Here is a 12,700-nt window from a genome sequence, read left to right on the forward strand (position 1 = left end):
AGCTTAACTTACATGTCAGAATAGGAAGAAAAGGAATCCCCACACCAGACCACAGGCATAGCCAACCAAGACATCCTTGGGATAATGAACACCCCCTAAAACCCTCACCAAGCCCAGCAAAGCTGAGAAGAGCAAGCATGCCAATCCAACAGGTAGACTAGCATGCAGACAGGCCATGGAGATGATGGTTGCCGAAAAAACATGGCGACTGGGCATCGATCGTCCCGAACTATCCTTTTCAAGCAGAGGACTGATATCCCAAGTTTCATAAGGTCGCGGGTGGTTGATTTTCTTACGAAATAGGGACAAGATCACAAAGCCTGATGCAGGAATAAGCACATAAACCCCAACTTGCTGACCAAGTCCTAGTTGCAGGTAAGTGGTGACTAGCAAGGTCAAGTAGACTAGGGGCATAGCGACTGTCATCAAGCGATTGAAACTGCGTAATAGAAATAAAAGGGGGGGATGACTGATTAGTCTAGAGCTGATATTTCGATACCATTCTTGATAATTTTTCATTTATAATTCTCATTCATTACCTTGTTTTCGTCTACAGGTGAGACGTTTGTCTTCTAGTATAGTGCAGAAAAAGAAGGCCGTCAAGCCTTCTTTAGATTTATTCTTCTGTTTCATCTTCTGTAAATTGGCTATTGTACAAGTCAGCGTAGAAGCCGCCTTGTGCCATGAGCTCCTCGTGATTGCCTTGTTCAATGATATTGCCATCTTTCATGACAAGGATCAAATCAGCATTACGAATAGTTGACAAGCGATGGGCGATGACAAAGGAAGTTCTACCCTCCATCAAACGGTCCATAGCTTTTTGGATCAATTCCTCTGTACGTGTGTCGACTGAAGATGTCGCCTCATCCAGAATTAGGAGTGGCGCATCCTTGAGAAGCGCACGAGCAATGGTCAAGAGCTGTTTTTGTCCAACAGACAAGGTCACGGTGTCATCCAAAACAGTATCGTAGCCATCTGGCAAGGTCATGATAAAGTGGTGGATTCCTACAGCCTTGCTGGCTTCCATCATTCGTTCATCACTGATGTCTGTCTGATTATAGATCAGGTTCTCTCGAATCGTTCCTTCAAAGAGCCATGTATCCTGCAAGACCATTGAAAAGGCATCGTGTACTTCTGAGCGCTTCATATCCTTGGTATCGACACCATCGATGCGGATACTTCCCTTATCTATCTCATAGAACTTCATCAAAAGATTGACAATGGTTGTCTTACCAGCCCCAGTCGGTCCAACGATCGCGACCTTTTGACCTGCATGAGCTGTCGCAGAAAAGTCATGGATGATGGTGCGCTCTGGTGTGTAGCCAAATGACACATGATCAAAGACTACTTCCCCCTTCATGTTGCTCAATTGTCTTTCCTTGTGAGATTCATCTTGCATCTCTGCTTCAGCTAGAAATTCTAATACACGAGTCATGGCCGCACTTGCTTGTTGTAAACTCGTAATTCCTTGGGCAATCTGTGACAGAGGTTGAGAAAAAGTACGTACGTAAACCATAAAGGCCACGATAATTCCGATACTGATATGTCCTTCTAACGCCAGCGCGGCCCCAACGATAATGACTAAGACATAACTAAAGTTCCCAACAAAAATCATGGCTGGCATCATGATACCAGAGATAAACTGAGATTTCCAGATACTATCATGCAAGTCTTGGTTTAAACCTGCGAATGTTTCTTTAGTGGTGTCCACAGCGTTATAGCTGGTCACTACATTGTGGCCAGAGTACATTTCCTCTACGTAACCATTGACGGCTGCCAGATTGTTTTGTTGAGCTTCAAAGTGTCCCTGTGATTTAAGCATGATTACCGAAACAGCAGCAAAACCAAGAAGCGTAGAAACAACCGTTACTAGAGCCAAAATCCAGTTCATTCCAAACATGGTCACTAGAACAGCAATCAACAAGAAGCTAGCTGAGATAACTGTTCCCAGACTTTGGTTGAGAGATTGCGCCGCCGTATCCACATCATTGGTCACACGCGAAAGAGTATCTCCTTGTGAATGACGGTCAAAATAGCCGAGAGGCAAACGATTAATTTTCTCAGCAATAGCCGTCCGTAAGCGTTTTGAAAAATACTGAATGCTAGTTGAAAAGATATAAGCTTGTGTATAGTTAAGAATAGCTCCAAATACATAGAGGACAACCAAGAAACCAGCAATACTTGATACAGCTCCTAAATCAATTCCGGTTGCCAATCCGTCTGAAATCAAGTTAGTAATTTCTTTAATCTTAGTTGGCCCATAAACGGTAATAATGCTTGAAATGACTACAGCCACAACTGCTACAAGGAGAGGGACTTGAAGACCTGTCATATACGGTTTGCACTGTTTCCAGAGCGACACTTTTTTATTTTCCATGTTCCAATTCCTCCTTCGATAGTTGTGAGTAGGCAATTTCTTGGTAGACTTCGTTGGTAGCTAGAAGCTCCTTGTGGGTGCCTTGTCCCACAACTTTACCTTGATCCAGAACTAAAATCAAATCAGCATCCATAATGGTAGAAATCCGCTGCGCTACGATGAGCTTGGTCATGGATTTTGTTTTCTCAGCTAGTTCTTGGCGCAGGACACGATCTGTCTTGTAGTCCAAGGCTGAGAAAGAGTCATCGAAGATGAGAATCTCTGGTTTACGAGCCAAGGCACGCGCAATGCCCAAACGCTGTCTTTGACCTCCAGAGAAGTTGGTTCCGCCTTGGGCCACTTCTGATGCAAGACCTGCTTCCTTGTCCTCGATAAAGCTTTTAGACTGGGCCAATTCAAGAGCTTGCCACATAGCAGCTTCGCTTAGAGGAGTTTCTTTGCTCTTACCAAAGTCCAAGTTCCCCTTGACATCTCCAGAGAAGAGTACAGCTTTTTGAGGGATATAGCCGACCTTATTGCGCAAATCTTCCAAGTCGTAATCTTGAACATTAACTCCGTCCACTAGGATTTCTCCATCTGAAACGTCGTAAAAACGTGGCAAGAGGTTGACAAGCGTAGATTTACCAGAACCAGTCGATCCGATGAAGGCTACGGTTTGACCCGCTTCTGCCTTGAAGCTGACATGTTCCACGACTGCTTCTGAGTTTTTAGAGTAGCGGAAAGTCACATCACGAAATTCCACTTGCCCTTGAACTGAAGGATCCGCTGTCTGTGCATGACTAGGATTTTCAATAGAGGAATGCATATCCAAGATTTGATTGATCCGTTCTGCTGAAACTAAGGTACGAGGGAGGACAATAAAGAGTGCCCCCATGAGCAAAAAGCCCATCACAACCTGCATAGCATAGGACATGAAGACCACCATATCACTAAAGAGTGGCAGACGTTCTGTCAGACTTGCATCGTTGATGATATAGGCACCAATCCAGTAAATGGCTAAACTCAACCCACTCGAAATCGCCATCATAATCGGGTTCATAATCGCCATCAGCCGATTAACAAAGAGATTGAGACGCGTCACTTCGTCATTAGCTACTTCAAATTTTTCGTCTTGATAATCTTCCGCATTGTAGGCGCGAACAACTCGAATCCCAGTCAAACTTTCACGAGTGATGCTATTGAGTTTATCTGTCAATTTTTGGATGACCGATTGTTTTGGAAAGGCCAGAGTTATGAGAACAGTGGTCATCAAAACATTCACAATAACAGCCACAAGGACCGCCCAGAGCCAGTATTCCGATTTCCCAAGGATTTTTCCAATGGCCCAGATAGCCATGATTGGCCCACGAGTAACCACTTGCAAGCCCATGGTAAAGAGAATCTGTACCTGGGTAATATCATTGGTCGTCCGAGTCAAAAGACTTGGGATGGAGAAACGTTTGATTTCTGTCTGTGAAAAATCTAAAACCTGATGAAATACATCTCTACGTAGATGGGTTGTATAGGAGGCTGCAACGCGAGCGGCAAAGAAACCAACCAAAACAGATGAAAAGAAGGCCAATAAAGATAAACCAATCATCTTCGCAGCTGGTGACCAGAGATCTCCTAACTCAGTTCCACTCGTTCCTAAGAGTTCGGTAATTTGGGAGATGTAGGTGGGCACCTCGAGTTCTAAATACACGGTAAAGCAGGTAAAAAGAATAGCCAAGAGGACCATTCCCCACTCTTTACCGGTCATGCGTTTAGCGAGTTTCTTCATGACTTCTTTCTCCAATCTTTTCGATATTTTCTTGAAATTGTGCCAGAACTCGCTCAAAAGTCTGCAAGTCCTGTGGGGAAATTCCCTCTACTAGGTTTTGATCCAGCTGATCAAAGAACTCCTGAACTTGTTTCATCTGCGCTCGGGACTGGTCCGTGAGAGAGACAAACTTGGCCCGTTTATCCTTTTCACAGACCTCAATCGTAACTAAGCCATTTTGGATCATACGCTTGACCAAGTTACTGGCTACAGATTTACTGATATTTAGCTCTTTTTCAATATCTCCAACCTTGGAGGTTTGGCCCATTTCTTCTTGATGATTGAGATAGCGCAAGACTTGGCCCTGTGGTCCTCCAATAAATTCAAAACCAGATCGTTTGGCTTCCGTCTTCATCATCAGATGAACTTGATGGCCAAAGCGCCTGAAAATTAACAAGGGTTTCTCCATGGGTACTCCTTTCTCTACTTTTAAATAGTTCTCATAAGAACCATTTGTGTTCCCATGAGAACTATTTTATCACTCCCAGAAGAAATGTCAAGAAAAAAGTTTCCAAGAGAACTATTTTCTTGATTGAAAAAATCCCAAGTGAGTTTCTCACTTAGGATCATGTTCTCTAGGTTATATTAGAATCCATCTACATTGGTGTAGATCTTTTGGACGTCCTCATCATCTTCAAGAACGCTGTAAAGTTTTTCAAAGGTTTCAAGGTCATCACCTGACAATTCCACTTCAGACTGAGGGATCATTTCCAATTCAGTTACTTGGAATTCTTCGATGCCAGACTCACGAAGGGCAACGATAGCCTTGTGAAGGTCTGTTGGAGCTGTGTAAACGGTGATTGTTCCTTCTTCTGCTTCTACATCGTCCACATCTACATCTGCTTCTAGCAGTTGCTCAAAGACTGCATCAGCGTCCTCACCTGCAAATACGATCACACCCTTGTTATCAAAGAGGTATGAAACAGAACCTGAAGCGCCCATGTTTCCGCCATTTTTACCAAAAGCAGCACGAACGTTCGCAGCTGTACGGTTGACGTTTGAAGTCAAGGTATCCACAATCAGCATAGAACCATTTGGTCCAAAGCCTTCGTAACGTCCTTCTGTAAAGGTTTCGTCTGTATTTCCTTTTGTCTTTATCAATCGCTTTATCGATAACGTGTTTTGGCACTTGGGCTTGTTTGGCACGATCGATAACGAATTTCAAAGCAGTATTTGATTCTGGGTCTGGATCACCTTTTTTAGCTGCTACATAGATTTCGACACCAAATTTTGCATATACTTTAGAGTTAGCTCCATCTTTAGCCGTTTTCTTGGCTACGATATTGGCCCATTTACGTCCCATTAGGAATCTCCTTTTTTCACATTTTAATCTTTCTTATTATAACACAAGTTTTTTCGATTTTCACTAGAGGAAATGGATTTTATTCAGCAAATCCAGCTAGGATTGTCCTTTGGCTGCCAAGATTTTCTTGCCTTCTTTTATCAATGGATGACGGAAAAGTGAAAAGTAAAGTTGGATGGTCATGGCAACCCAGATAAGAGGTTCGCAAAGGATGACTCCCCTATAGCCTGCCCAAGGAATAATCAAGACCACAAAAGCGATTTTCCCGATTAGTTCAATAAAGCTGGAAACCAGAGGAAGGACTTTCTGCCCCAAGCCCTGCAAACAATTTCGATAAATCAACAAGAGGCTCAAAATGGGATAAAATGCTGAACTGATTTGCAAGTAGAGACCACCATTTTCTACTAGGTATCCATCCGTCGAAGTGGCCAAGAAGGAAACCAAGGTGGGACTGGCAAAAAAGAGGAAGACACAAACAAAAACTGCCCAGGACATGCTTAGACGACTGCCGATTCGAAGTCCTTGAACAATGCGGTCTGGGCGCTTAGCGCCTAGATTCTGAGAGGCAAAGGTCGTCATAGCAGAAGAAATAGCCGTCATCGGAAGGAGAGCAAAAGCCATAAGGCGTCTAGCTGCCGTCTGGGCGCTAATAATCACGGCCCCAAAGGTATTGACAGAAGACTGTAAAATCACACTACCGATAGACACAATCGAACTCATCAGCCCCATAGCCAAACCTTGCTCCAAGAGGTCCACATACAGGGCCTTGTTCCATTTAAAATGCTTGAGTTGAGGGAGTAGTTCTGGAACACTCTTACGGATATAAGCAAAGCAGAGAACCGCTGACAAGCCTTGCGAGATAATGGTAGCAAGCCCCGCAGATTGAACTCCCAGATGCAGTTGCGTGATAAAATAGAGATCCAGAACCACATTAACCAAAGCAGAGAAAATCAGAAATCCAAGAGCTGCTAGACTGTCTCCAATAGACCGCAACAAGCCTGCAAAGAGGTTATAGGCAAAGCTGACACCGACACAGGTCACTATCATAGAAATATATTGATAGGACTGAGGAAGGATTTCTGCAGGGGTATCTAAATATTGCAAGAGTGGATACAGACCAACAAATCCCATCAGCATGACCACAATGCTCAAAAGAGCACCTAAAATCCAAGTTGCAGCGACTGCTTCTTTAATTTTGGTGAAATTACGAGCCCCATAATAGCGGGCAATGACAATCCCCATGCCATTTCCAACACCAAGTGTAAAACCTATAATCAAGTCAAAAATGGCAGTTGTCGCACCCACTGCTGCCAAGGAATCTTGACCAAGAAAACGCCCAACAATCAAGACGTCCGCAGTGTTATAGAGCTGTTGGAAAATATTAGACAGCAAGATTGGAAAGGCAAAACTTAATAGCGCAGGAAGAATGGGACCATGTATCAAGTCCACGGATCGTTTCTTATTCATAAAGCTATTATATCAGCTTTCTAGAGGAGCGACAAGGCTCTGTCACTAAGTTTGCAATCAATTGCTTACAGAGAGACAATTTGCTATAATCAAGAAAAGGAGGTCATGTATGAGTTTGACCAGTCAATTAATAAACGATGCATTTCCAGATCTTGATAAGGTTGAAAAGCTAAACAAGGAAGCTTTTCCTGAGGAAGAACGAGTCCCTCTGTCTGAGTTCTTGCGCTATCAGGACCGAGAAGACGCCCACTTTTTTGCCTTTTATAACCAAGAAGAGTTTGTCGGCTTTGCCTTCTCCATCTTCAATAAAAAAGCTTTTTATATCAGTTTTTTTGCCATCATGCCCCACTTGAGAAGCCATGGGTACGGAAAGGAAATCATCGAAAAGCTGACAGATTTTTACCAGCGAACCATGTTGCTGGAAGTCGAGCGATTGGATGAAGAATGCGATAACTTGGATCAACGACAAGCTCGCATGGATTTCTACCTACAAAATGGCTTCAAAACAGCCAACGCTTTTCTAGAGTACGAAGGTTTGAGTTTTGAAATCCTCTATCGTGGCGACTACTTTGATGAGGAAGCCTACCGCGATATCTTCCAAAAGTTACAGGATGAGCATTATTTTGACTTTCATATCGAGTATCGACGCTTTAGTGATCATTAGTTGCTAAATTCAATTAGCATATTAAAAATATGTTGGGCAAAAACTCAATTTCATGAGAAAACAAAGTAAGTCTTCCAACAATAAAACGCATAATATCAAGGTTTTTCAACACCTGATACTATGCGTTTTCTAATTTTAAAAACCTTTTGACTAGCCTCTTTTATTCTTCAATTTCGATTTCTAGTTCATCTCCCAGATCCAGCACAACTTCTTCTCCTTCATTATCTTGAGAAGCTGGTGTTTCTTTAGCAGTAACTTGAGCTTGCTCTTGTCCTTCCTCACCTTGGATCAAACCAAATTTAACCCGGACTTGGTGATCGATTTCTTCAAAGACTTCTGGGTGATCTGCCAAGTATTTCTTAGCATTTTCAGAACCCTGACCGATCTTTTCATCCTTGTAGGAGTACCAAGCACCGGCCTTTTTGATAATTTCTAAATCACTTGCAATTTTCAAGAGTTCACCCGTTTTAGAGATTCCCTCACCATACATGATTTCCACAATAGCTTCTTTAAATGGAGGAGCTACCTTGTTTTTCACGACTTTGATCTTGGTTTCCTTACCAACGTTGGTCTCTTTTTGGTCTCCTGTGCCCTTGATCTGGGTATTTCCACGAACATCTAGACGGACCGAAGCATAGAATTTAAGAGCTCGGCCTCCAGGAGTTGTTTCCGGATTTCCAAACATTACTCCAACTTTTTCACGTAATTGGTTGATAAAGATAGCAATTGTCTTAGTCTTATTGATAGAAGCTCCAAGTTTACGCATGGCCTGACTCATCATACGAGCTTGCAAACCAACGTGGCTGTCCCCAATATCTCCATCGATTTCTGCACGAGGTACGAGAGCCGCAACTGAGTCAATAACGACAAGATCAACTGCACCTGAGTCAATCAATTTTCCTGCAATTTCAAGACCTTGCTCCCCTGAGTCTGGCTGCGACAAGAGCAACTCATCAATGTTCACTCCAAGAGCCGCCGCATAAGCCGGGTCAAGAGCATGCTCCGCATCGATAAAGGCTGCGATACCACCTTCTTTCTGTGCTTGCGCAACAGCGTGAAGGGCAACCGTTGTCTTACCAGAAGACTCTGGTCCGTAGATTTCGATGATACGTCCCTTAGGATAACCACCTGAACCAAGAGCAATGTCAAGAGCCAAAGACCCTGAACTCATGACCTGTACTTTTTGCTCTGCACGTTCACCCAAACGCATGATTGAACCTTTACCGAAGTCTTTCTCAATCAATTTAAGAGCATCGTTCAAGGCTTTTTCACGATCAGCTCCGAATTTTTTTGAAATTTCATCTAATTTTTTTGGTTTTTTCGCCATTCTATTCTCCTGTATTCTAATAGTCCTAAGACCTACCTACTATTATATCAAAAGTTAGTCACTTAATAAAGCCTTGCGAACTAGGTTAAAGGCATGCATAACCGCAATCTGACGAATATCCGCTCGACTCCGCCCTGCGATATTAACCATGATAACCTCTGTTCCTTTTGCATGTGCCAAGCCGATAAAGACCGTACCAGCTGGATGCCCCTCTAAGCTATCTGGTCCTGCCACACCCGTCAAACTAACTCCGTAATCAGACTGAGTCTTGAGTCGTGCCTGCTCTGCCATCTTTTGAGCCGTAAACTCAGAAACAACACCGTGTTTTTTCAGCTCTTGCTCGGAAATATCCAGCATCTTTGATTTTTCTTCTAAACTATAGGTGACAAAGCCTCCGTTGAAAATAGCTGAAACACCTGAAAAGTCTGCTAAAGTAGCTTGAAAGAGACCTGCCGTCAAACTTTCTGCTGCAGTAATGCTTTTCTGTCTCTTCTTTAGCTCTTCTACAACGACACTTGCTAGACTGGTTTCTTCCCCATATCCATAACAGATATCTCGTAGAGAAATTCCCTCGAAAGTCTGACGATCCAAGATTTGATTTTCTAGGATATCCAGTGCTTGATCAGCCTTTTCTTGACTGACTGCTTTTGTAGACAAACGCAAGGTCACCTCTCCCGTTTTGGCATAAGGAGCCAAGGTCGGGTCGGTTTGATGGTCAATCAAATCCGCCAAAATGGTCACCAACTGACTCTCACCAATTCCAAAGAAACGAAGTACCCGGGAATAAAGTTTGGCACCTGTCACCAACTTGGGCAAGAGTTGATTTAAGACCATAGGTTTCAACTCACTTGGCGGTCCTGGAAGGACCACGTAGGTTACGCCATCCACTTCCGACACCCCTCCTACTGCTAAACCTGTCTCATTTGGCAATGGAGTTGCCCCTTCTACAATCTGAGCTTGGCGCTCATTATTCGGTGTCCGAGCATAGTCAGGTCTATGAGCAAAGAAGGTATCCAATTTCTCTTGCGCTTGAGGGTCAAACACTAGATCTTTTCCTAAAAATTTTGCCAGAGTTTGTTTGGTCAAATCATCCTCAGTTGGTCCCAAGCCCCCTGTCAAAATCACAAGATTACTACGTTGACTCGCAATCTCAAGCAAGGACAAAAGACGAGCTTCATTGTCTCCAACAGTTGTTTGAAAATAAACATCTACCCCGATTTCTGCTAGCTTCTCTGATAAAAACTGAGCATTGGTATTGACGATCTGCCCTGTTAAAATTTCTGTTCCAACAGCAATAATTTCTGCTTTCATCTTTCCTCCTACCTATCTATTCGGATTTTTTTTGAAAAAATCGCGGGAAATCCCACGATTAATTCTTTGTTTTATTCTGTCTCTTCGCCTGAAATATTTGTTAAAGGCGCTGTACGACCATAAAGATTTTCATACAGAACAGCGTTGGTCTCCAACTCCGTCACATCTTCTCTCCCTAAGGAACGACGCAAGAGATTTTGCATTTCTAGCATATGCTCTCTCGTTACGATTTGGTAGGAGATTCCCTGCAATTCTTCGCCTTCACCACGAAGTTGATGAGTTTCGATGTTTTTAAAGGAATCTTGATAACCAAGTAATTGTGGAATACTGGAAGCAGACAAATCAACATTTGTCTGCATATTGTCGCTCAGTGCTTTGAGAATGCCTTGGTAATGGCTCACACTATTCAAACTCAAAACCTTTTCAACGATTTTCTGAATGACTTCACGTTGACGTTTTTGACGACCATAATCCCCTTCAGGGTCTTGGTAACGCATCCGCGAATACACCAAGGCTTCCTCACCATTCAAGGTTTGCTCACCGACCCCAATTGAGATTTTATTAAACTCTTCCTGATCACTGATTGAAATTGGAAAACCGAGTGTGTTATTGACAGTGACACCGCCAACTGCATCAACTAGTTGTTGCAGGCCCTTCATGTTGACCATGACATAGCGATCGATATGAATATTCATCATTTTTTGAATGGTAGAAATGGCAAGTTCAGCTCCACCATTTGCATAAGCTGCATTGAGCTTTGCCTCCTGAATTTGACTATTTCCAGTCTCAATCCTGGTCAAAATATCACGTTCCAGACTCATCATGATAGTTTTCTTGGTTTTCGGATTGACCGTAAGAAGGATCATGGAATCACTATTTCCAGCCCAAGGATCAAGACGTTCCTCGTTTCCCGTGTCCACCCCCATTAAGAGAATGGTCAAAGGTTCTGTTGCCTCGATAACGTTGGTCTCTTCTCCGATTTTTTTGTAAGTTTTTTGGCTCAGAGTTGCAGTTCCCTGCTGGTAGATTGTGTAGGCATAACCCCCTACACCCAAAATTGTCACTGCTAGAAAAGCTAGTACCATTCCAATTAATTTTTTGATCATCTCGTTATTTATCTATCAGCTTGCCCCTAAGGCAAACGTCTAAAAATATCCCTTCTTCTAAATAGGCTCCTCTTTCTTGCAAGCCTTCTATGATAAATCCCATTTTTGAATAGAGGTGGACGGCCGCCTCATTTCGTTTTTGCACACTTAGTTGTAGTCGACGCAAAATACGGCTAGCTGTAGCCCATTCGATGCCTTCTTCTAAAAGAATAGTGGCCAAACCTTGATTCCAGAATTTCTTTCGAACTGCTAGAAAAACATCTCCAATATGTCGAACTCTTAAGTGTTGATCCGCTGTGATATTTAAGACACCCGCAATCTCATCATTCAGTAAGGCGAGGAGAGTAATTTGATTCTCCGATGCAGCTTGCTTTTCGATAAAAAGAGCCATTTCAGATGCTGTCATCATGATACCATTTTCATCTAGGCTAGTGAAGTCTGTCTCTTGACCGACACAATCTAAAAATGCAATTAAGGCTGTAGCATCTGAAATCTCTGCCTCACGAATACACAACTCATACTCCATCCTGAAGCTCCTTGATGAGTTGTTCAGCCCGAGGGCCATGAGCTGTAAAATGAAGGCAACGACCCTCAGCTTCTTTCAAAATTTCCAATTCCAAGTAAGAATCTGGTAAATCTTCACCCAAAAGATGCCCCCACTCAATAACAGTCACACCGCCACCAAAGAGAAACTCATCCAAGTCAATAGAATCAGCGTCTCCTTCAATTCGATAGACATCCAAGTGGTAGAGCGGAAGACGGCCTTCATACTCTCTTACGATAGTATAAGTTGGACTTTTGATCATCTGGCGGATATCCAACCCCTTAGCAAGACCCTTGGTAAAGGTTGTTTTGCCTGCACCCAGCTCTCCCGTCAAGATCAAAACATCGTTCTTTTGGAGTAAGATCCCTAGGTGTTCTCCCAAATCGATCAGCTCTTCTTCATTTTTTGTGTACATACTACTATTATACCAAAAAGTTTTCTTTTGTGTGAATTTTCTTTATAAACTTACTATAACAATTTTGGTAAAATAGGGGATTTTTATCGATCTTGAATATACAATATAAGTGCACAATAAAAACTCATAAGATCTTCTAGTAGAATGGAATTAAACGAACTAGTTACGAAAGGAAATCTTATGAGTTATCACCATTTTAGCATGGATGAGCGAGAAAGTATTCTGATTTACCGTACAAAAGGCCTAAATTTTTCTCAAATTGCTAAATTACTTCATCGCCATCCTTCCAGCATTAGTCATAAATGGAAAGAACATACAAAATTCTCCAAGTTGAGCACAGGCATCTTACCATAATGCTAAATCAAACTGTGGCGAAAGAGAAAATTTG

11 protein-coding genes and 2 pseudogenes are annotated in these 12,700 nt (G+C 42.7%); 2 read left to right on the forward strand and 11 right to left on the reverse strand.

Annotation, left to right across the window (positions count from 1 at the left end; all coding sequences use genetic code 11):
* Positions 1-15 precede the first annotated feature (15 nt).
* The 6 genes and pseudogenes from SORDD16_RS01630 to SORDD16_RS01655 form a co-directional block, all read right to left on the reverse strand.
* Positions 16-519 carry a phosphatase PAP2 family protein gene (locus SORDD16_RS01630; RefSeq protein WP_061452106.1) on the reverse strand — a complete coding sequence of 168 codons (504 nt, stop codon included), beginning with the start codon at positions 517-519 and terminating at the stop codon, positions 16-18.
* A 97-nt stretch (positions 520-616) separates the two neighbouring features.
* Positions 617-2,377 carry an ABC transporter ATP-binding protein gene (locus SORDD16_RS01635; protein WP_061452107.1) on the reverse strand — a complete coding sequence of 587 codons (1,761 nt, stop codon included), beginning with the start codon at positions 2,375-2,377 and terminating at the stop codon, positions 617-619.
* Positions 2,367-4,136 (reverse strand): ABC transporter ATP-binding protein, encoded by a 1,770-nt coding sequence (locus SORDD16_RS01640; RefSeq protein ID WP_061452108.1) that lies wholly within the window; start codon positions 4,134-4,136, stop codon positions 2,367-2,369. The genes SORDD16_RS01635 and SORDD16_RS01640 overlap by 11 nt, the downstream gene beginning before the upstream one ends.
* Entirely contained in the window at positions 4,120-4,584 is a 465-nt protein-coding gene (locus tag SORDD16_RS01645) for a MarR family winged helix-turn-helix transcriptional regulator (RefSeq protein WP_061416016.1), read from the reverse strand. The genes SORDD16_RS01640 and SORDD16_RS01645 overlap by 17 nt, the downstream gene beginning before the upstream one ends.
* Before the next feature lie 176 nt (positions 4,585-4,760).
* Positions 4,761-5,478: pseudogene (locus SORDD16_RS01650) on the reverse strand (YebC/PmpR family DNA-binding transcriptional regulator).
* 96 nt (positions 5,479-5,574) lie between these two features.
* A complete protein-coding gene (locus tag SORDD16_RS01655; RefSeq protein ID WP_061452109.1) occupies positions 5,575-6,945 on the reverse strand; it encodes an MATE family efflux transporter in 1,371 nt (456 codons plus the stop codon).
* A gap of 109 nt (positions 6,946-7,054) precedes the next feature.
* Between SORDD16_RS01655 and SORDD16_RS01660 the strand changes: the two genes are divergently transcribed.
* The gene (locus SORDD16_RS01660; RefSeq protein ID WP_061452110.1) at positions 7,055-7,609 is read left to right on the forward strand and encodes a GNAT family N-acetyltransferase; all 555 of its coding nucleotides are present in this window, start codon (positions 7,055-7,057) and stop codon (positions 7,607-7,609) included.
* A 160-nt stretch (positions 7,610-7,769) separates the two neighbouring features.
* On the opposite strand, the gene recA is transcribed toward SORDD16_RS01660, so the two are convergent.
* The 5 genes from recA to tsaE all read right to left on the reverse strand — a co-directional run bounded on the left by recA (position 7,770) and on the right by tsaE (position 12,312).
* Positions 7,770-8,936 (reverse strand): recombinase RecA, encoded by a 1,167-nt coding sequence (gene recA, locus SORDD16_RS01665; RefSeq protein ID WP_061452111.1) that lies wholly within the window; start codon positions 8,934-8,936, stop codon positions 7,770-7,772.
* 54 nt (positions 8,937-8,990) lie between these two features.
* Positions 8,991-10,247: a competence/damage-inducible protein A gene (locus tag SORDD16_RS01670; protein WP_061452112.1), complete on the reverse strand. Its 1,257-nt coding sequence runs from the start codon at positions 10,245-10,247 to the stop codon at positions 8,991-8,993.
* A 71-nt stretch (positions 10,248-10,318) separates the two neighbouring features.
* Positions 10,319-11,353 (reverse strand): glycopolymer--peptidoglycan transferase LytR, encoded by a 1,035-nt coding sequence (gene lytR, locus SORDD16_RS01675; protein ID WP_061452113.1) that lies wholly within the window; start codon positions 11,351-11,353, stop codon positions 10,319-10,321.
* A 4-nt stretch (positions 11,354-11,357) separates the two neighbouring features.
* Positions 11,358-11,879 (reverse strand): GNAT family N-acetyltransferase, encoded by a 522-nt coding sequence (locus SORDD16_RS01680; protein WP_061452114.1) that lies wholly within the window; start codon positions 11,877-11,879, stop codon positions 11,358-11,360.
* Positions 11,869-12,312, reverse strand: a complete 444-nt coding sequence (gene tsaE / locus SORDD16_RS01685; RefSeq protein ID WP_061452115.1) for a tRNA (adenosine(37)-N6)-threonylcarbamoyltransferase complex ATPase subunit type 1 TsaE — start codon at positions 12,310-12,312, stop codon at positions 11,869-11,871. The genes SORDD16_RS01680 and tsaE overlap by 11 nt, the downstream gene beginning before the upstream one ends.
* 180 nt (positions 12,313-12,492) lie before the next feature.
* On the opposite strand from tsaE, the pseudogene SORDD16_RS01690 reads away from it, so the two are divergent.
* A pseudogene (locus SORDD16_RS01690) lies at positions 12,493-12,700 on the forward strand (helix-turn-helix domain-containing protein); the annotation flags it as partial.

Origin of the sequence: Streptococcus oralis, from assembly GCF_001578945.1 — a bacterium.
Classification (GTDB): domain Bacteria; phylum Bacillota; class Bacilli; order Lactobacillales; family Streptococcaceae; genus Streptococcus; species Streptococcus oralis_Q.

Excerpts from the sequence above, each read along its gene's own strand:
- SORDD16_RS01630 (WP_061452106.1), bottom strand. The coding sequence starts at position 519 with ATGAAAAATTATCAAGAATGGTATCGAAATATCAGCTCTAGACTAATC.
- SORDD16_RS01635 (WP_061452107.1), bottom strand. The coding sequence starts at position 2,377 with ATGGAAAATAAAAAAGTGTCGCTCTGGAAACAGTGCAAACCGTATATG.
- SORDD16_RS01640 (WP_061452108.1), bottom strand. The coding sequence starts at position 4,136 with ATGAAGAAACTCGCTAAACGCATGACCGGTAAAGAGTGGGGAATGGTC.
- SORDD16_RS01645 (WP_061416016.1), bottom strand. The coding sequence starts at position 4,584 with ATGGAGAAACCCTTGTTAATTTTCAGGCGCTTTGGCCATCAAGTTCAT.
- SORDD16_RS01655 (WP_061452109.1), bottom strand. The coding sequence starts at position 6,945 with ATGAATAAGAAACGATCCGTGGACTTGATACATGGTCCCATTCTTCCT.
- SORDD16_RS01660 (WP_061452110.1), top strand. The coding sequence starts at position 7,055 with ATGAGTTTGACCAGTCAATTAATAAACGATGCATTTCCAGATCTTGAT.
- recA (WP_061452111.1), bottom strand. The coding sequence starts at position 8,936 with ATGGCGAAAAAACCAAAAAAATTAGATGAAATTTCAAAAAAATTCGGA.
- SORDD16_RS01670 (WP_061452112.1), bottom strand. The coding sequence starts at position 10,247 with ATGAAAGCAGAAATTATTGCTGTTGGAACAGAAATTTTAACAGGGCAG.
- lytR (WP_061452113.1), bottom strand. The coding sequence starts at position 11,353 with ATGATCAAAAAATTAATTGGAATGGTACTAGCTTTTCTAGCAGTGACA.
- SORDD16_RS01680 (WP_061452114.1), bottom strand. The coding sequence starts at position 11,879 with ATGGAGTATGAGTTGTGTATTCGTGAGGCAGAGATTTCAGATGCTACA.
- tsaE (WP_061452115.1), bottom strand. The coding sequence starts at position 12,312 with ATGTACACAAAAAATGAAGAAGAGCTGATCGATTTGGGAGAACACCTA.